Raw genomic sequence first — 19021 nt, 5'->3', positions numbered from 1 at the left:
CCTCACACCTGGAGCAATCCCACCGTGCCCAAGCACTCGCAGCACCGCACCCGCGGCAAGAACGCCCTCGACGCCGACGACCTCGAATGGCTGGAGAGCACTCCCGAGACCGACGACGGACCGCCCGAGGGTGACCGCTGGTCCACCTGGGACCAGAGCACTCCCACGGAGAAGGGGCCCAAGCCGTACCCCGGCTGGCTCGTCACCGAGCTGGCCGCCGTCGACACCGAGCACGGCGTGCTCAAGACCGGCAAGGAAGCCGACGTCCACCTGATCTCCCGGGGTGTGCCCGGCACGGACCGGGTCTGCCTCCTGGCCGCCAAGCGCTACCGCTCCTCCGATCATCGGCTGTTCCACCGCGACTCCGGCTACCTGGAGGGCCGCAGGACCCGCGAGACCCGCATGAACCGCGCCATGGCCAACCGCACCGCGTTCGGCAAGCAGGTGATCGCCGCCCAGTGGGCGATCGCCGAGTTCGGGGCGTTGTGCCGGCTGTGGGAGCTCGGGGTTCCCGTGCCGTACCCGGTGCAGATCGTGGGGACGGAGATCCTGCAGGAGTTCATCGGGACGCGGGACGGGTACGCGGCACCGCGGCTGGCGCAGGTGTCCGACGGCCTGGACGGGCTGTGGGAGCAGTTGGTGGCGGCCATGGTCACGCTGGCCAGGGAAGGGCTGGCCCATGGTGACCTGTCGCCGTACAACCTGCTGGTCCGTGACGGCAGGTTGGTGATCATCGACCTGCCGCAGATCGTGGACGTGATCGCCCACCCGACCGGCCCCTCGTTCCTGGACCGGGACGCCCACAACGTGGCCACCTGGTTCGCCGCCAAGGGCGTCCCCGCCGCCGACCCGGACTCCCTCGCCGCCCTCCTCCGCAGGGAGGCCGGCCTGTCCCCGTGATCCGCTCTCCCCCACGGCTCTACCCTGGATGGGGCCGCGGTCCCTGGGCGTGGGGGTAAGGGCGACTGCGCCCGCGCGCCTCACTCCACCGAATGGATGGCGCCGTGGGACGGCCGCCTGCCCCCACGGACGCGGGGCCACGGTCCCTCGGGGGCGGTATGCGGACGGCTGGGCTGGAGAGCCACGGTCCCCTGGGGGCGGTATGCGGACGGCTGCGCCGGAGAGCCACGCCCCACCGCACGGATCGCATACGCGGGACGGCCGGATGGCGCGGGGGCGCGGTCCTTTGGGGGCTGGGTGGAGGCGGCGATGTCCGGGATGCGACGCTATGTGCGGAGGAGTCGTGGCTCTGCGCGAAGGGGACGGGGCTACGGCGCCGCGCGGAGGAGGCCTGGCCGCGGCGCTACGCGAAGGGGACGGGGCTGTGGCGCTTCACGGTCCGAAGCGCCGGGGGGCAGCCGGTCGTTTGTGCAGGTCGTAGGTATATTGGCCCCGGACATACGAGGAGGCCCGTCATGCACGATGCCGTTGTCCACTCCAGCGGTGCTCGCATCCGTTGGGTGGAGCTGCCGGGCGGTGAGCCGGTGCGGGTCTACGTTCACGGTCTCGGCGCCACCTCCGCCCCCTACTACGCCGAGGTCGCCGCCCACCCCCTCCTGCCGAGGCACCGTTCCCTCCTGATCGACCTGCTCGGGTTCGGGATCAGCGACCGGCCCCGCGACTTCGCCTACACCCTTGAGAGCCACGCCGACACCCTGGCCGACGCGCTGCGTAAAGCAGGGGTGGCCGGGGCGTCGATGATCGCCCACAGTATGGGCGGCGCGGTGGCGGTCGTGCTGGCCTCGCGCCATCCCGAGCTGATCGCCAGCCTGGTCCTCGTGGACGCCAACCTCGACTCCCATCCGCCGGTTCCCGTGCCGCCGGGCGGCAGCGGGATCGCGAGCTACACGGAGGAGGCGTTCGTGTCGCACGGGTGGAAGGAGGTGCGCGAGCGCGTGGGGCCGCACTGGTGGTCCACCATGCGGCTGGCGGACCCGCGCGGGCTCCACCGCACGGCCGTCAGCCTGGCCTCAGGCACCACGCCCACCATGCGCGAACTCCTGCGGGACCTCTCGATCCCCCGCGTCTTCCTGCATCCGGAGAGCGGCCCGCCCGAGGACGTCGGCGGCCTGCGCGCGAGCGGGGTCCAGGTGGTCGGCATCCCCGAGTCGGGGCACAACATCATGCTCGACAACCCCGAGGCGTTCGCCCGCGCCCTGGTGGACTTCCTCGGCTGAGCCCCGGCGACCGGCGGGCCGAAGGCGCCCGGGGCCGCGCGCCCCGTCCGCGCGAGGTCACACGTCCGGCGGCGCGCCTCCCTCCCCGGAGGAGGGAGGCGGCTCACCTCGTCACTTGACGCCGGCCTCGCGCATGTCGCGCAGCTCGCGCTTGAGCTCCTTGATCTCGTCGCGCAGCCGCGCCGCCACCTCGAACTGCAGGTCGGCGGCCGCCTGGTGCATCTGCTCGGTCAGCGACTCGATCAGGGACTCCATCTGCGCCCGCGGCATCTCGCCGGCGATGGCCTTGGCGTGCTGGCCGGCCTGCTTGGCACCGAAGCCCGGCACCGGGGCCTTGCCGCGCGACTGCTGGCGGCCGCCGCCGAGGAGGCGGTCGGTGTCGGCGTCCTCGCGCTGCAGGGAGTCGAGGATGTCGGCGATCTTCTTGCGCAGCGGCTGCGGGTCGATGCCGTTGGCCTCGTTGAAGGCGATCTGCTTGGCCCGGCGCCGGTTGGTCTCGTCGATCGCCCGCTCCATGGACGGCGTGATCTTGTCCGCGTACATGTGGACCTGGCCGGACACGTTACGGGCGGCGCGGCCGATGGTCTGGATCAGCGACGTCTCGGAGCGCAGGAAGCCCTCCTTGTCGGCGTCGAGGATGGCCACCAGCGACACCTCGGGCAGGTCGAGGCCCTCGCGCAGCAGGTTGATGCCGACGAGCACGTCGAACTCGCCCGTGCGCAGCTCCCGCAGCAGCTCGATGCGGCGCAGCGTGTCGACCTCGCTGTGGAGGTAGCGGACCCGGATGCCGAGCTCCAGGAGGTAGTCGGTCAGGTCTTCGGCCATCTTCTTCGTCAGCGTGGTGACCAGCACGCGCTCGTCGCGCTCGGCCCGCTGGCGGATCTCGTGGACCAGGTCGTCGATCTGCCCCTTGGTCGGCTTGACCACGATCTCGGGGTCGACCAGGCCGGTCGGGCGGATGACCTGCTCGACGACGTCACCCTTGACCCGCCCCAGCTCGTACGGCCCGGGCGTGGCCGAGAGGTAGACCGTCTGGCCGATGCGCTCCAGGAACTCCTCCCACTTCAGCGGCCGGTTGTCGAGCGCCGACGGCAGCCGGAAGCCGTGATCGACCAGCGTGCGCTTGCGGGAGGCGTCGCCTTCGTACATGGCGCCGATCTGCGGCACGGTCTGGTGGGACTCGTCGAGGACCAGGATGAAGTCCTCGGGGAAGTAGTCGATCAGCGTGTTGGGCGCGCTGCCGGCCTCGCGCCCGTCCATGTGGCGCGAGTAGTTTTCGATGCCGGAGCAGGTGCCGATCTGCCGCATCATCTCGATGTCGTACGTCGTGCGCATCCGCAGCCGCTGCGCCTCCAGCAGCTTGCCCTGGCGCTCCAGCTCCGCCAGCCGGTCGGCCAGCTCCGCCTCGATGCCCGTCACGGCGGCGGCCATGCGCTGCTCGCCGGCGACGTAGTGGGAGGCGGGGAAGATGTAGAGCTCCTCGTCCTCCGTGATGACCTCGCCGGTCAGCGGGTGCATGGTCGAGAGCTTCTCGATCTCGTCGCCGAACATCTCGATGCGCACGGCCAGCTCTTCGTACTTCGGGATGATCTCGATCGTGTCGCCCCGGACCCGGAACGTGCCCCGGGTGAAGGCCAGGTCGTTACGCGTGTACTGCATGTCGACCAGGCGGCGCAGGAGCTGGTCGCGGTCGACGTCCATGCCGACGCGCAGCCTGGTCATGCGGTCGACGTATTCCTGCGGCGTGCCCAGGCCGTAGATGCACGACACGGAGGCGACCACGATGGTGTCGCGGCGGGTGAGCAGCGAGTTGGTCGCCGAGTGGCGCAGCCGCTCGACCTCGTCGTTGATCGAGGAGTCCTTCTCGATGTACGTGTCGCTCTGCGGGACGTACGCCTCAGGCTGGTAATAATCGTAATAAGAAACGAAATATTCGACGGCGTTGTTGGGCAGCATCTCCCGCAGCTCGTTGGCGAACTGCGCGGCGAGGGTCTTGTTGGGCTGCATGACCAGCGCGGGCCGCTGCAGCCGCTCGATCATCCAGGCGATGGTGGCGGTCTTGCCGGTGCCGGTGGCACCCAGCAGCACGCTGTCCTTCTCCCCGGCCCTGACGCGGCGCTCCAGCTCGGCGATGGCCGTGGGCTGGTCGCCCGAGGGAGTCATCTCGGTGACGACCTCGAACGGCGCCACCTTCCGCTGCAAATCTGTGACCGGTCGCATGTTGCCACTGTAGGCGTCCCGACCGACAGAAAGGGTCGCGCCCCTCTGACCTCCGCCGCCGCCGGGGTCCCCGCGCCCCGGCGGCGCACAGGTCAGAACCAGCCGCGCTGGCGGGCCATCTGCTCCAGGCCGCGCTGCAGCGCCCCGTCCGCGGAGTGCGGCGGGTCGTCGTAACGCACGGTGAAGCGGTTGTACGAGTCGTGGCTGGAGGTCAGGAAGCCCCCCCGCTTGTCGGCCTCCAGGATGACGTCCATCTGCCGGGGCCCGGCGATGAACGTCAGTTCGAGCTCGTTGAAGTGGCGCCGCCACTGCCCGCCCGCGTAGTACTCGATCTCCTGGAAGAAGGGCATCGTCGAGCCGTACAGCGTGCCGCGCTCCAGGTCGGCCTTCTTGAACTGGAAGCCCAGCCGGTCGAGCGCCGCGATGACGTGGTCCTGCGCCGGCAGCGGGCTCACGTACAGCGGGTCGAGGTCGCCCTTGTCGAGTGCGCTCGCCAGGGCCAGCTCCGTCTGGACGCCCAGCTTCATGCCGTGCAGCGGGTGCCCGGCGATGGCGCTGATCGGCGTCTCCCAGGGGATCTGGATCTCGAAGGGCTGCTGGTGCTGCGCGCCCGCGGCGAGCTGGAACGTCCCGGCGACCTGCTGGCGCAGGAAGCTGTAGGTCGTCTTGTACTCGTTGTCGCCCGACTCGACCTCGACCACCGCGGTCAGGTCGATGTGGATGCCCTCGACCTTGTAGTCGGAGCTGCCGCCACGGAAGTGGACGACGCCGCGCAGGGCCTCGCCGGGGCGCACGCCCGTGTTGGTCAGCACCGTGTCTACCTCGACGCCCGCGCCGAACGCGGCCATCAGTTTGCGGAACACCATGGGGTTCTCTCCTAAGCGGAAGGTGAGTGGCCGTTCACTTGAGCGGTACCCGTACCCGAGATGCGGGGGAGCAACTGGGCAAGGAGGAGGGTGGAGAGCGCGGAGTCCGACTGGCCCTGCTGGGTGCGTACGACCAGCGGCTGGGGTGCGTTCTCCGCGAGTTTGGCGCCCACGTCGAGGCGCCTGCGGGCCAGCTCGTACTGCAGCACGGCCCGGTTGTCCCGGTATGACTCGGCCAGCCGGCGCAGCGCCTTGGCCTCGTTCTCGGCGGCGGTCAGCTCGGCCCGGCCGCGCGCCTCGATCTCCCATGTCACGCGCTGCGCCTCGGTCTCCTGCTCCTCCAGCATGCGCGCCACGTCCTTGCGCGCCTTGTTGTGGGCGGCCTTGACCTCGACGACGCGGGCGTCACGGGTCTTCTTGGAGCGCTCGATCTCCATCAGCAGGGTGTCGATGCGGCGCTTGCGGGTCAGCTCCCACTCGCGCTCGTAGGCCGAGAGCTCCTTGGCCACCTTCTCGCGGGTGGCCAGGTGCTGCTGGTACTGGTCGGGCAGCTGGACGTCGGGGATGTTGGCGCCCGTGATGCGCACGCCGTACCGGCCGAGCTGGCGGGTGAGCGCGTCCTGCATGTCGCCGACGTCGGAGCCGCGCAGGTCGTAGGCGCGCTCGGTGTTGACCCGGCGGCTGCGCTGCCTGATCGCGTCCTGCACCGCGCTGGAGAGCACCAGGTCGAAGTTTCCGGCGCCGATCGTGCGGACGAACGCGACGGGGTCCACGATGCGGAACTTGAGGAAGAACTCGATCGACTTCAGCGGCACGTTCTCGGCCGTGGGGCAGGCCACGATCGGCGCCGAGTACGGGATCTCCGTGGAGGTGTCGACGACCGCGTCCACCCGGTCCCACGGCAGCCACAGGTAGTGGCGGCCCGGCGGGAGGGTGCCGGTGATGGCGCCCCAGCGGCTGCGTACGCCGGTGGTGCCCTCCTCGATCTCGATGATCGCCTTGCGCCACATCGTGACCATCGCCACGAACAGGAAGAACAGCGCCAGCAGCGCGGCGATCACGGTGAGGTCGGTCAGCACCGCCATCCCGGCGAAGTACAGCCCGAGGAACACCAGCGCCATCCACGCGAAGCCGCGCCGGTCCTTGGGGATCACGACGGGGACGAGCTGGCCCTGCTCGCCGCCGCGCAGGAGCTGACGGATGTCGCCCCAGGAGGCCAGCGACTCCTTGATCTTCGAGAATTCGCGTGTCATCGGTCGCTCACCAGCTCCTCATTCGCTCCGCGGAGTCCCACCTGCGTCGGGCCTCCACTCCGCTCACTGCGTCGGGTTCGTTCCGCCATCTCAGATCTCCCCCTTGCCGGGCAGCAGGCGTTCGACGGTTCGCGCCAGGTCCGCGTCGGACTCCGGCGCCGCCTGGGGCTCGGTCACGTCGGCGGTGGCCTTCTTGAGCAGGGCGGCGATCTCGGCCTCGCGGCTCTGCACGCGCGCGCCGATCTCGTCGAGCCTGGAGCGGATGGCGGCCATGTCCTCGGCGGAGAACAGCGCCGCGTCCTTGCCGCCCACCAACTGCTGGGCCAGGGCCAGGAAGTCGATGTCGGTCTGCTCGCCCACCTGCACGACCTGCGGCAGCCTGGTGGCGACGGACTCCAGCTTGTTCAGCAGGTCCTGCTGGAAGCGGTAGTCGAGGATCTCGGGCGCCTCCGCGGCCGACAGCGCCCTGATGTCCAGCGCCTGCGCCTCCAGGAGCGCGGAGTTGGCGTTGGCCGTGGACTCGGCCTCGACCAGGCGCTGCCTGGCCTGCGCGGTGGCCTGGTGGCTGGCGCGTTCGAGGGCGGTGTCCATGCGGGCCTGGTAGCCGGCGATCTCCGCCTGGATGGCGCTCAGCGTCTCCTGCAGCCCGGCCAACTCCTTGACCAGGTCGCCCTCGTTCTGCTCCTTGCGCAGCTGCAGCTCGTACTCGTAGGTGTAGGCCTCCTTGGCGACCCGGACCATCTCGGGGGCGGCCAGGTCCATCCGGTATTCCTGGCTGGACGGCTCGGCGTGCGTGATGTTCACGTCGGTGAGCCGTACGGCGGGCAGGAACTGCTGGTTGAGGCTCTCCAGCATGCCCAGCGTGCTCTCGCCGACCAGGTCGTAGATCTCCTCGGCCCGCTGGGCGTAGATGAGGGAGCGGGTGACCTCGCTGATGGCGTTCTGGAGCTTGGACTGGAAGCCGCTGACCGAGCCGAGCACGAAGATGAACTCCGCCGGGTTCTCGATCCTGAACTGCAGGAACAGGTCCACGCTGGCCTTGACGCCCTGCTGTGTCGGCGCCTCGCTGATCGGCGCGTTGAACGGGTACTCGCGGGTGGTGTTGACGATGTAGCTGACCCGCTTCCACGGGTTGAACAGCGTCACCCGGCCCGGGTCCGCGATGTGCACCAGCTTGCCGAACTGGGTGATCAGCGCCTTGCAGCCCTCGGGCACCATCACCACGCTGCGCCGCCACCACAGGAACGCGGCCGCCAGGACCAGCACCACCCAGTAGTGCGGGCCGAAGAACAGATCGGTGTTGGGGATGACGTTGCCGAGCGCGCCGATCAGGCCGAGCACCACCAGGATGCCCAGCGGCACGATCACCTTCGCCGTGCTGCCCTTGGGGATCACCACCGGCGAGATGACGTGCATCCCGTTCTCGGTGAAGCTGCGGTTGACGATCTCGCCGGCCTCGTTGAGCGATGCCGACCTGGCCTCGATGGCCGTGCCGACCGACGCCCCGCCGTCGCGGGCCGCGGCGAAGTCGTGGGGGTTCAGCGCGAAGCCGCGCGCCTGGCCCGCGAACTGCCCTGCCTGGTCGACGACCTGGCCCATGGCCTGCCCCATCGCCTGCCGCATGTCACCCCCTTGGGCGACTGCTTGGGCTATGCCCTGACCTGCCTGGATCAGTGCCTCTCTGGGTCGTGACATGGAACCTTCCTTTTCCGCTACAGGCGAATCCGACCGTATCGGGTGCGACTTACTGTTCGCTTGCAATGCATGTCATATGTCTATTACGTACCGTAGTAGAAGTGCTATCCATGTAGTAGACCTACTATCTGGAGAATTGATGGACGCGGCAAGAGAGCCCGCAGGCGGTCTCGACCTGGGCCGGACCGCCGCCGCCATCGAGGTCGACGGCCTGCGCATGGCGTACGGGCCCAAGGAGGCTCGATGAGCGAGACCGTCCACAACCGCATCGCGCTGCTGCGCGCCGAGCGGAACGTGACCCGCAGGCAGCTTTCCGACGCCCTGGGGGTCCACTACCAGACCGTCGGCTACCTGGAACGGGGGGAATACAGCCCGAGCCTCTTCCTGGCGCTGCGGATCGCCGAATACTTCGAGGTGCCGGTGGAGGTGGTCTTCTCGACCAGCCCGTTCCCGCGGATCGGCGAGCGGTCCGCCTGACGGCCGGGGCCCGCGGTCAGGCGGTGGCCACGGCCAGGAGGTGACCGCTGACCCCCAGGAGCGAGGGCTCCGACTCCAGTCTGCGAGCGGCGTCGGAAAGGGCGCGGACGCGGTCGGCTCGTTCGGGCAGGTGGTAGAGCGGGCCGAGCAGCAGCGCCGCGTCGGCCCGGCCGGAGGGGACGGGCAGGTCGCGGGCGTCGCCCAGGCGGGCGCTCACCCCGGGCAGCGCGGACGCCTCCCGCACGTGCAGCGGCACCGGGTCGATCAGCTCGACCTCGTGACCGTCGGCGGCCAGCCATTCGGCGTGCGCGCCGGTGGCCCCGCCCACGTCGAGCACCCGCGCGGGCGCCGGCGGCAGGACGCGGCGCAGCACGTCGCGCGTGCGCCAGTACTCCAGGCGGTTGCGCCCCTGCCGCAGCCTGGTCCGCTCGCCGCCCTGCTCGTAGTAGCCGAGCACCTCGGGATCCATGATCATGCGAGCCGATGCTACCGATGACTTCCGTGCGGGTTCGAGGCAATAGAGTCCCTAGCTTTGCGTTACTGGTGGTCGCTTGGCGCGGTCGTTACCATGACCTCGGGGACTGAATGATCGTCGAACGGCGGGGCGAGCGATGACACGGTTCGTGGCGGCGGTGAAGCGGGTCGCCCCATGGGCGGCGCAGAACGCCGACGGCGCCATCGCGCTGGTGCTCGCGATCGTGATCGGCATCGTCGGCGTCATGCCCAACGAGATCGTCCCCGACGAGGTGCAGTCCCAGCTGGTCAACGCCGCGACCCTGGTCGTCATGGCGCTGGTGGCCACCGCGCTGCTGCGCGACCGCGCGCGCCAGGCCCCGGTCGAGGAGACGATCACCTCGGGCGCGCTGGCCGAGCTGCCCGCGCGGCTGGCGCGACTGCAGGAGATCGAGTCGCTGGTCGGCAGCACCCGCAAGGCCCTCGACGCGCTCCAGCTCGTACGCGTGCTCGGCAGCAAGCAGGAGATCGCCCAGTCCCACGCCGAGGCGCGCAAGGACACCCACCGGTGGAGCTTCAAGGGCGGCACCGGCACCTACCTGCGCGCGGTCACCCTGCCCGAGTGCGTCGCGGCGGCCCGCAGGGACAAGCGCCACCTCACGGTCAGGGTCGAGGTGATCGACCCGGCCGACCTGGAGGTGTGCGAGACGTACGCCCACTACCGCCGCTCGCTGTCGGACGCCCCCGACGGCACCGGCGAGACGTGGACGACCGACCGGGCCAGGAAGGAGTCGTACGCGACGATCCTGGCCGCCTTCTGGCACCGTCAGCGCTACGGGCTGCTCGACATCGCGGTGGGCCTGTCCTCGACGATGACCACGTTCCGCTGGGACGTGTCGGCCAGCCGCCTGATCATGACGGTCGAGGACCCCAACAAGGCGATGACCGCGCTGGCCGGCACGTTCTTCTACGAGAACTGCGACACTGAGCTGCGGCTCAGCTTCGAGCAGGCGCGGCGGGTGCCGCTGGAGATGTACAAGAAGGTGCCGCTGAGCGACGAGCCCACCATCGAGGAGGTTCAGGAGCTGTTCGAGCGCGTCGGGATCCCCCTGCCCAAGTCGTACAACGGGCGTGACGTCGTCGACGTCGCCCGCAAGGCGTTGCGGGCGATGGACCCCTACGGGGAGCCGCATCATCGAGATGGTGCGTGATGAGCCATAACGGCGTCCACCAGCGGCTGCTCGGGGGCGAGGCCAGGTCGTGGGCGCTGGAGACGCTCTCGTCCGGCGGCCTGACCGCCGTGCGCCACCCGCTCGGGTTCGTGTGCCTGCCGCTGGAGCGCGACGGCGGCGAAGGGGTATGCGTCCACCTGTGGACCGACACGTTCGCGCACGCCGAGAGCACCACCTCGCAGATCCACTGCCACAGCTGGGACCTGGTGAGCCACGTCCTGTACGGCCAGGTGCGCAACGTGCACGCGGTGGTCACCGACGCCGGCCCGGACGCCACGCACCGGGTCTTCGAGGTGGTCAGCGGGGCCGACGGCGACCGCATCTCGCCCACCGGGCGCACCGTGCGGCACGCGACGGGCCTGGTGGAGGTGTTCGGCCCCGGCGACACCTACACGCTGGCCGCCGACCGCTTCCACAGCAGCGTCGTGCCGGAGGGCGGCGAGGCGGCCACGATCGCGCTGGGGCGGGGCCGGCCCGGCAGCCGCGACCTGTCGCTCGGCCCGCTGGGCGGCGGGCCGCACCACGTGGCCAGGCAGCCGCTGGACGCCCGCGAGACCGAGCAGGCCGTCCGTCTGATCACCGCTCACCTGACCTGAGAGGCACCCGATGGACCTGGATCATGCCCGCACGGTCGCCGTCGAAGCCGCCGAGGCCGCGGGAGCGCTGCTCCAGGAGGGCATGCGCGGGGCGGTCGACGTCCGGGCCAAGGGCGACGCGGGCGACGTGGTGACCGACCTCGACCTGGCCTCGGAGAAGCTGCTGCTGGAGCGCATCCTGACGGCGTACCCGTCGCACACGGTGATCGCCGAGGAGTCGGGGCTGGTGGGGGCCGCGGGCGGCGAGTGGACGTGGCTGGTCGACCCGCTCGACGGCACCAACAACGTGGCGATCGGCCTGCCCGCCTACGTGGTGGGCGTGGCGCTGTGCCGGGGCGGGCGTCCCGTGCTGGGCGTGGTGCACGACCCCGTCTCCGCCCGGACGTGGTCGGCCGTCCGCGGGCGGGGCGCGCTGTCCGCCGCGGCGGGGTCGTCCTCGGCGGTACGCCTGGCGCCCCCGTACGCGCCGGCCCCGCACGGGCCGCTGCTGGCCTGGACCCAGGGCTACGGCGTGACCAGGGACGACGCGACCATGCGGGCGCTGCGGTCGGCGCTGGAGCTCAACGCGCGACGGGTGCTGCAGCTGTGGGCGCCGCTGCTGTCGTGGGCGATGCTGGCGCGCGGCGACATCGACGGCATCGTGGGCTACCGGGCCGAGGCGGTGGACCTGCCCGCGGGCGCGCTGCTCGCCAGGGAGGCCGGCATCGAGATCAGGGCGCTGGACGGCGGCCCGTTCGAGGAGTGCATCGACGGCACCGCCGACGACCGCAGCTTCGTCGCCGCGCATCCCCGTGCCGTCCCCGGGCTCCTGTCCGTCCTCGGGCTCGAATGAGGAAAAGTCCGCAGAACATGTGTGTCCTTCGTCGATGAGTTCCGCTCCGGTTCGAGGTCTATTAGGAGAGAACGGCACAAGGGAGAGGGGCTCGACATGATGACCACGACCGAGCTGGCGCAGGTGCTCTTCACGACCGCTCTGCAGCCGTCCGACCGGCTGTCGGCGTTGCAGATCCGCGAGGCCGTGGACGAGCGGCTGTGCCGGTGCGGCGGCGACCCGGCCGGGTGCGCGGCGTACGTGGCGCAGGAGGCCGGCGACCACCCCGAGACGTACGTCGTGCGGATGCGCTGGGCGCTGGACGCGGTCGCCGGCGCCTACGCGCTGGCCGCCGCCTGATCAGCCGAACCGGACTCAGCCGAACCGGACCAGGGCCCACACGGTGGCGAGCAGCCCGACCACGGCCAGGCCCGTGCCGGTGAGCAGGAAGCGGCGCATCGGCACCTTGACCTCGTGGCGGCGGCACGACTCGAACCACAGCAGCGTGGCCAGCGACGCCCACGGCGTGATGACCGGGCCCACGTTGGTGCCGGCCAACAGGGCCAGCAGCTGGTTCTGGTCGGTGGCCGGGATGACGATCTCGACCGCCTTGTAGGCGGGCAGGTTGTTGATGGCGTTGGACAGCCCGGCCCCGACGGCGGCCGTGCGGTAGGGGTCGCCCTCCGTGCCGACCATCCACGTCATCAGGTCGGACAGGCCGTGCCTGCTGAGCGTGGGCACCACCAGGAACAGCCCCGTCACGAAGATCACGAGCTGCCACGGGACGAGGCTCCAGGTCAGGCGCTCGCGGGCGCGCACCAGGAAGGCCGCCACGACGATCGCGGCCGCCGCCGTGGCGGCGATGGCGACGTGCGCCTTGAGCAGCAGCATCGCGATGAACAGCAGGCAGCCCGCCGACGCGGCGCCGAACAGCACGCGGTCGGCCACCGGCTCCAGCACCGGCGGGGTGTAGCGCAGGTCGCGCCGCTCGCCGCGGCGCCAGTAGAACACCCACAGGAACGCCATCGTCACCGCGATCGAGGCGAGCTGCGGGGCCCACATGCGCGCGGCGAACTCCTGGGCGTCCAGGCCGATCTTCTCCATGCCCAGGAGGTTGGTCAGGTTGGAGACGGGCAGCAGCAGGCTCGCGGTGTTGGCCAGCCAGATCGTGGTCATGGCCAAGGGGAGGGCGGCGATGCGGGCCTTGGGGGCGAGGGCGAGCATGACGGGGGTGAGCAGGACCGCCGTCGTGTCCAGATTCAGAAATATCGTGATAAAAGACGCGAAGGCTGTGCAGAGGAAGAAGAGGGCGGCGTAGTTGCCGCGTCCGAGCACCGCCATCCTCGCCGCGATCGCGTCGAAGACCTGGGCCTCTTTGGTGAGCTCGGCCAGCACGATGATCGCGACCAGGAAGATCAGCAGCGGCCAGATCTCATCCAGGCTGGCGAACGCTTCCTCCCACGGCAGCAGCCCGGTCGGCACGAAGACGACGCCGAGAATGAGCAGCCCGATCCTGATCAGGTCGAGCACCCCAAAACGCCGCCACACCCGTAGATGATCGCACACTGCTCATGGCCTCACTCCGTGAGGCGGGCAGAAACCCGCCGTCCCGCGGGGGATACTGGCCTCATGGCGCGTGACGGCAGGCCGACCGAGATCTTCGTCAGCTACTCCCCGGCCGACACGGCGTGGGCCACCTGGATAGCGTGGGAGCTTGAGGCAGCGGGCTACAAGACCATGATCCAGGCCTGGGACTTCGTGCCGGGCACCAACTTCATCGACTTCATGGACCGCGGGGTCAGCGAGGCGCAGCTGGTCGTGGCCGTGCTCTCGCGCCACTATCTGAGCTCCCGCTACGGCCGGATGGAGTGGCAGGCCGCGCTGCGGGCCGACCCCGACAACCCCTCCAACAAGCTCGTCACGATCCGGCTGGAGGACGTCCGGCTCGAAGGTCTGCTGTCCACGATCACCTGGGTCGACCTGCTCGGCGTCACCGACCCCGGGCAGGCCAGGGCGCTGCTGCTGGGCAGGGTGCGGGAGGCGGTGGCCGGCCGGGCCAAGCCGGAGTCGGCGCCCGCGTTCCCCGACGGCTCCGGCGTGCCGGCGCCCGTCCCGACGCTCCCGCCGCCGGGCGAGCGGGCCAGGGCGCGGCGCACGCCGGTGTCGGCGCCGAAGTTCCCCCCGGCGGTGAGCGCCGACCGGGGGCGCGGGTCGATCAGCGTGCTGCACATCGGCGGCCCCAGGTTCGGCCGGGCGCTGCCCGACCCTGGCGAGCCGTTCACGCCCGAGGACATGCAGGCGCGCATCTGGGCGGACCTGACCGCCATGTACGACCGGGGCATGCCGCGTCCCGACCTCATGCTGGTCACCGGCGACCTGACCGAGTCGGGCAGCCTGGGGCAGTTCGGGCAGGCGACACGGTTCGTGACCGACCTGCGGCTCCTGATCGGGCTGGAGCCGCACCGGCTGGTGCTGCTGCCGGGGCCGCGCGACGTGACCAAGGCCGCCGCCAGCGCGTACTTCATGACCTGCGAGGCCGACGACGTGAGCCCGCAGCCGCCCTACTGGCCCAAGTGGCGGCACTTCGCCGGGCTGTTCGGCGAGGTGTACCAGGGGCTGGACGACCGGGTGTTCGACGGCGGGCAGCCGTGGACGCTGTTCGAGGTGCCCGATCTGAAGGTGGTCGTGGCGGGGCTCAACTCGACGATGGCCATGAGCCACCTCGAACGCGACGCCTACGCGCAGCTCGGGGAGGCGCAGGCGGCCTGGTTCGCCGAGCGGCTGCGGCCGTACGAGGAGGGCGCGTGGCTGCGGCTGGGCGCGATCGGGCATCCGCCGGGCGAGCTGCGCGACGCGCCCGCGTTCGAGCGGCTGCTGGCCCACCGGCTCAACCTGCTCTTCCACGGCGGGTCCGCCCACCGGGCCGAGGGCGTGATCGCCGCGCCGCGCTCCGGGCGGCACCAGGTGGTCGAGATCACCCCTGACGGCCTGCGGACCTGGCTCCCCGACGCGGGCGAGCCCGAGCCGGTCGCGTACCGGTGGAAGGCCGTGCGGGCCACGTTCACCGGCGAGAGCCCTGCCTCCGAGCCGCCCGCGCCCAAGCCGGACGAGCGCGCGCCGAGCCCGGTCGAGCTGCTGCTCGACCGGATCGCCGAGGTCTGCGAGGCCAGGCACGAACGGGCCAGGATCCGCCGCTTCGACGCGCACCTCGTGGTCACCCACCCGGAGGACGGCTTCGTCCGCCAGACGATGATCGGCGCGCACGTGGGCGAGCTGACCGAGAGCGCCGCCGACGGCTTCGTCCGCCAGGCGCACGCCACCGGCCTGGCCGCCGAGCTGGTCTACCAGGGCCCGCCCGCCGCCCGCGCGGTCCGCGACGACCTGATGCGCAAGGGGGTGCGGCTGCGCACCTTCACCGAGTTCCAGGGGCTGCTCGACCTGACCGGCTACGTCGCCGAGCAGACGGCCAGGGTCACGGCCGACCGCCGCTACCCGCCCGACCTGTACGTGCCGCAGCGCTACCGCGAGCTCGACCGCCCGGGCGGCCAGGTCAAGCACGGCCTGACCGACGAGCTGATGCGGCTGCTGGCCACCGACCACGGCAGGTTCCTGCTGCTGCTCGGCGACTTCGGCCACGGCAAGACGTTCGCGCTGCGGGAGCTGGCCCGGCGCATCCCGGCCGAGCTGCCGCACCTGACGCCGATCCTGATCGAGCTGCGCGCCCTGGACAAGGCGCACTCCGTGGACGCGCTGGTGGCCGCCCACCTGGCCGGGCACGGCGAGGAGTTCATCGACCTCAAGGCGTTCCGCTACCTGCTCAGGCAGGGGCGCATCGTGCTGCTGTTCGACGGGTTCGACGAGCTGGTGACCCGGCTGACGTTCGACCGGGCGGCCGATCACCTGGCCACGCTGCTGGCGGCGGCCGAGGACAAAGCCAAGATCGTGGTCGCCAGCCGCACCCAGCACTTCAAGTCGCACAGCCAGGTGCTGACCTCGCTCGGCGAGATGGTGGGCGTGCTGCCGCAGCGGCGGTTGCTCACCGTCGAGGACTTCACGCACGACCAGATCCGCTCCTATCTGGCCAACCGGTTCGTCGACGGCGACGAGGCCGGCGCGCGCATGTCGCTGATGGGCGAGATCAAGGACCTGCTGGCGCTGGCCCAGAACCCGCGCATGCTGAGCTTCATCGCCGACCTCGACGCCGACCGGCTGCGTACGGTCGTCGGCGCCCGCCACACGATCAGCCCCGCGCTGCTGTACGAGGAGATCCTCAGCTCCTGGCTGGTCTTCGAGGAGCGGCGGGCCAGGGTCCCCGGCTCGGCCGCGGCGCTGACCGTCGACGAGCTGTGGCAGGCGGTGACGGCGCTGGCGATGCGGCTGTGGGACAGCGGCGAGTCGCTGCTGGGCGTGGACGAGCTGACCGAGATCGGCGAGACGCTGACGGATCTGTCCGACGGGCAGCTGTCGGCGGCGCACGCGGCGTACCGGATGGGCTCGGGCAGCCTGCTGGTGCGGACCGAGGACGGGATGTTCGGGTTCATCCACGCGTCCGTGATGGAGTGGCTGATCGCCCGCCACATCGCCCTCGACAACCTCGCGCTGCTGTCCAGCAGGCCGCTGTCGGCGCTGACCATGGAGTTCCTGTGCGACCTGGCCGACGTCCGGGCGCTGCGCGCGTGGGCGGCCGACCCGCCGGGCGACGACGTGTCCAGGGCGAACGCGGTCAAGATCTCGGCCAGGCTGCGCACCCCCGCGCGGGCCGACCTGCGCGGCGCGAACCTGAAGGGCGAGGACCTGTCCGCCAGGGACCTGAGCGAGGTCGACCTCACCGGCGCCGACCTGTCCGAGGCCACCCTGGCGGGCACGAACCTGGCCAGGGCCACCCTGCGCGAGGCCAGCCTGGCCGGGGCGCGGCTGGACGGCGCGGCGCTGACCGGGGCCGACCTGACCGGCGCCGACCTGTCGGGGGCGCGGCTGGCCCAGGTGGACCTGAGCGACGCGGCCGTCGAGGGCGCCCGCTGGCACCGGGCCTCGCTCATCAACGTGACCGGCACGCTGCCCCACCTGCACGGCGCGGCGGTGGCGCCGGGCCAGCCGGTGGAGGTGGAGTTCGCGCCGGCCGGCATCGGCGTCCCGTACGGCTACCACTTCCAGACCAGCCGCCTGCCCGAGCCCATCGCCTACAGCCCCGACGGCTCCACGATCGCGATCGGCAACGAGGACGGCGGCGTGCTGCTCTGCGTCGGCGGCGCGCCCGTGCGCACGCTGCAGGGGCACCGGGGCCGCGTCTACGCGGTCACCTTCGCCCACTCCCGCGACCTGCTGGCCACGGGCGCGAGCGACGGAGCCGTCCTGTTGTGGGACTCCCTCACCGGCGAGCGCCTGCACGCGCTCAAGGGCCACGCCGACGGCGTCTGGCCGGTGCGCCTCAGCCCGGCCGGCGACCTGGTGGCGGCCGGGGGCGGCGACGGCGTCGTACGCGTTTGGGAGACGGCCACCGGGCGGCTCGCGCACGCGCTCGAAGGGCACCAGGCGCCGATCTACACGGCGTCGTTCGGCCACTCGATGCTGGTGACGGGCGACGCGGCCGGCGTCGTACGCGTCTGGGACCTGGCCACCGGGCAGGTGAGGCAGACACTCGACGGCCACCGCGGCAGCGTCTACCGCGCCGTGCACAGCCCGGACCGCCGTCTGCTGGCCACCGGCGACGAGGCGGGCACCGTCAGGCTGTGGGACACCGCCACGTGGACGCCGCTGCACGTGCTGAGCGGGCACGCGGGCAGCGTCTACTGCGTGACGTTCTCACCGGACGGCTCGCTGCTGGCCACCGGCGACACGGCGGGCGCCGTACGCCTGTGGGAGGCGTCCGGAGAGTCCCGGGGCGTGCACACCACGCACGCGGCGGCCGTCTACCAGGTGACCTTCAGCCCCGACGGGCAGGTGCTGGCCAGCGGCGACTCCGGCGGCGTGGTCCGGCTCCAGCAGGTCGGCGGCGGTCAGCGGGTCGAACTGACGGGCCACCGCAGCTCGGTCTGGCCGTTCGCGTTCCGCCCCGACGGCCGGCAGATCGCCACCAGCAGCAACGACGGCACCGCGCGCCTGTGGGACCCGGGCTCGGGCAAGTGCCAGCGGGTGCTGCGCGGCCACGGGCGGCGCATCTCGTCCGTCCGGTTCAGCGCCGACGGCTCGATGCTGGCGACCAGCGGCAACGACGGCGTCGTACGCGTGTGGGAGCCGCGCACGGGGCGGCGGCTGCGGGAGTTCACCGGCATGGCCGACCGGCTCATCTCGGCCCTGTTCTCCCCCGCCGGGCCCTCGCTGGCTACTTCCAGCAACGACGGCGGCGTGCACTTCTGGAACGCCGTCACCGGCGACTACGAGCGCGAGCTGAGCGCCGAGACCGACCACGTCTGGGCCGAGGCGTTCAGCCCCGACGGCCAACTGCTGGCCACGGCCAACGACGACGACAGCGTCAAGATCTGGTACCGCCCGACCGGGCGGCTGGCGGGCAACCTGGCCGACCACCGCGGGCGGGTGCGCTCGATCGCGTTCAGCCCCGACGGCGAGTACGTGGCCACGGGCTGCGACGACCGGCTCGTGCGCCTGTGGCACGTGGCCTCCGGCGGCCGGGTGGCCACGCTCAAGGGCCACTCCGACCGGGTCTACTCGGTGGCCTTCTCCCCCGACGGCCGCCACCTGGCCAGCGCGGGCAACGACGGGCGGGCCATGGTGTGGGAGCTGCGCACGGGGCAGCCGTGGCAGCCGCGGCTGGTGCACGAGCTCTGGCACGAGGGGCGGCTGTGGAGCCTGGCGTTCGACGCCACGGGCGAGCGGCTGGCCACGGGCGGCGACGACCTGGTGGTGCGGGTCTGGGACACCGCGACCGGACAGCCGCGGCACACGCTGGCCGGACACACCCGCCGGGTGTGGTCGGTGGCCTTCAGCCCGGCCTCCGACCTGCTGGCCAGCGCGGGCGACGACGGCGTGGTGATCCTCTGGGAGGGCGGCGAACGGCGGGCGACCCTGCTCGGGCTGGCCGAGGGGTGGGCGGCACTGGCGCCTGACGGCCGGTACAAGATCCATGGCGAGCCGGGCGGGCAGTTCTGGCATGTGGTCGGGATGTCCCGGTTCGAGCTGGGCGAGCTCGACCGCTACCTGCCGGGCGTGCGGCAGGTGCCGCTCGACGCGCCCTTCTGAGCCGGGCCGAGGCCGGCCCGGCCCGGCTCGGGCCCGCTGAGCCC

Annotated in this window: 14 protein-coding genes; 8 read left to right on the top strand and 6 right to left on the bottom strand. The window is 71.5% G+C overall.

Going from position 1 to position 19021, the window contains the following annotated elements; all coding sequences use genetic code 11:
* Nucleotides 1-24 precede the first annotated feature (24 nt).
* Both ACIBQ1_RS01560 and ACIBQ1_RS01555 read left to right on the top strand, forming a co-directional pair.
* Entirely contained in the window at nucleotides 25-900 is an 876-nt protein-coding gene (locus tag ACIBQ1_RS01560; RefSeq protein WP_397273974.1) for a serine protein kinase RIO, read from the top strand.
* Between the two features lie 515 nt (nucleotides 901-1415).
* Nucleotides 1416-2177, top strand: a complete 762-nt coding sequence (locus tag ACIBQ1_RS01555; RefSeq protein ID WP_397273973.1) for an alpha/beta fold hydrolase — start codon at nucleotides 1416-1418, stop codon at nucleotides 2175-2177.
* A gap of 111 nt (nucleotides 2178-2288) precedes the next feature.
* Here the strand turns inward: ACIBQ1_RS01555 and uvrB are convergent, their stop codons facing one another.
* From uvrB to ACIBQ1_RS01535, 4 genes are all read right to left on the bottom strand, one after another.
* Nucleotides 2289-4397, bottom strand: coding sequence for an excinuclease ABC subunit UvrB (gene uvrB, locus ACIBQ1_RS01550; RefSeq protein WP_397273972.1), 2109 nt, complete (start codon nucleotides 4395-4397; stop codon nucleotides 2289-2291).
* Between the two features lie 92 nt (nucleotides 4398-4489).
* A complete protein-coding gene (locus ACIBQ1_RS01545; protein ID WP_397273971.1) occupies nucleotides 4490-5263 on the bottom strand; it encodes a sporulation protein in 774 nt (257 codons plus the stop codon).
* Between the two features lie 11 nt (nucleotides 5264-5274).
* Nucleotides 5275-6516: an SPFH domain-containing protein gene (locus tag ACIBQ1_RS01540; RefSeq protein ID WP_397273970.1), complete on the bottom strand. Its 1242-nt coding sequence runs from the start codon at nucleotides 6514-6516 to the stop codon at nucleotides 5275-5277.
* 90 nt (nucleotides 6517-6606) lie between these two features.
* Nucleotides 6607-8211 (bottom strand): SPFH domain-containing protein, encoded by a 1605-nt coding sequence (locus ACIBQ1_RS01535; protein ID WP_397273969.1) that lies wholly within the window; start codon nucleotides 8209-8211, stop codon nucleotides 6607-6609.
* Nucleotides 8212-8454: 243 nt separating this feature from the next.
* On the opposite strand from ACIBQ1_RS01535, the gene ACIBQ1_RS01530 reads away from it, so the two are divergent.
* Nucleotides 8455-8688, top strand: a complete 234-nt coding sequence (locus ACIBQ1_RS01530) for a helix-turn-helix transcriptional regulator (RefSeq protein WP_397273968.1) — start codon at nucleotides 8455-8457, stop codon at nucleotides 8686-8688.
* Between the two features lie 16 nt (nucleotides 8689-8704).
* Here the strand turns inward: ACIBQ1_RS01530 and ACIBQ1_RS01525 are convergent, their stop codons facing one another.
* On the bottom strand, nucleotides 8705-9163 hold the full coding sequence (locus tag ACIBQ1_RS01525) for a class I SAM-dependent methyltransferase (RefSeq protein WP_397273967.1): 459 nt from the start codon (nucleotides 9161-9163) through the stop codon (nucleotides 8705-8707).
* A 136-nt stretch (nucleotides 9164-9299) separates the two neighbouring features.
* On the opposite strand from ACIBQ1_RS01525, the gene ACIBQ1_RS01520 reads away from it, so the two are divergent.
* The 4 genes from ACIBQ1_RS01520 to ACIBQ1_RS01505 all read left to right on the top strand — a co-directional run bounded on the left by ACIBQ1_RS01520 (nucleotide 9300) and on the right by ACIBQ1_RS01505 (nucleotide 12140).
* The gene (locus ACIBQ1_RS01520; RefSeq protein ID WP_397273966.1) at nucleotides 9300-10352 is read left to right on the top strand and encodes a hypothetical protein; all 1053 of its coding nucleotides are present in this window, start codon (nucleotides 9300-9302) and stop codon (nucleotides 10350-10352) included.
* The gene (locus ACIBQ1_RS01515) at nucleotides 10352-10969 is read left to right on the top strand and encodes a hypothetical protein (RefSeq protein ID WP_397273965.1); all 618 of its coding nucleotides are present in this window, start codon (nucleotides 10352-10354) and stop codon (nucleotides 10967-10969) included. Before ACIBQ1_RS01520 ends, ACIBQ1_RS01515 begins: the two co-directional genes overlap by 1 nt.
* Before the next feature lie 10 nt (nucleotides 10970-10979).
* Nucleotides 10980-11801, top strand: coding sequence for an inositol monophosphatase family protein (locus tag ACIBQ1_RS01510; protein ID WP_397273964.1), 822 nt, complete (start codon nucleotides 10980-10982; stop codon nucleotides 11799-11801).
* Between the two features lie 96 nt (nucleotides 11802-11897).
* Nucleotides 11898-12140 carry a hypothetical protein gene (locus ACIBQ1_RS01505; RefSeq protein WP_397273963.1) on the top strand — a complete coding sequence of 81 codons (243 nt, stop codon included), beginning with the start codon at nucleotides 11898-11900 and terminating at the stop codon, nucleotides 12138-12140.
* Nucleotides 12141-12155: 15 nt separating this feature from the next.
* On the opposite strand, the gene ACIBQ1_RS01500 is transcribed toward ACIBQ1_RS01505, so the two are convergent.
* Nucleotides 12156-13328: an SLC13 family permease gene (locus tag ACIBQ1_RS01500; protein WP_397273962.1), complete on the bottom strand. Its 1173-nt coding sequence runs from the start codon at nucleotides 13326-13328 to the stop codon at nucleotides 12156-12158.
* Between the two features lie 81 nt (nucleotides 13329-13409).
* Here ACIBQ1_RS01500 and ACIBQ1_RS01495 point away from each other — a divergent pair, with 81 nt between their 5' ends.
* Nucleotides 13410-18977, top strand: coding sequence for a TIR domain-containing protein (locus tag ACIBQ1_RS01495; protein ID WP_397273961.1), 5568 nt, complete (start codon nucleotides 13410-13412; stop codon nucleotides 18975-18977).
* The last annotated feature ends 44 nt before the right edge of the window (nucleotides 18978-19021 follow it).

Source organism: Nonomuraea sp. NPDC050153 (assembly GCF_044460125.1).
Taxonomy (GTDB): domain Bacteria; phylum Actinomycetota; class Actinomycetes; order Streptosporangiales; family Streptosporangiaceae; genus Nonomuraea.
Note: the sequence above shows the minus strand (reverse complement) of the source record. Positions and strands in the feature narration are given on the sequence as shown.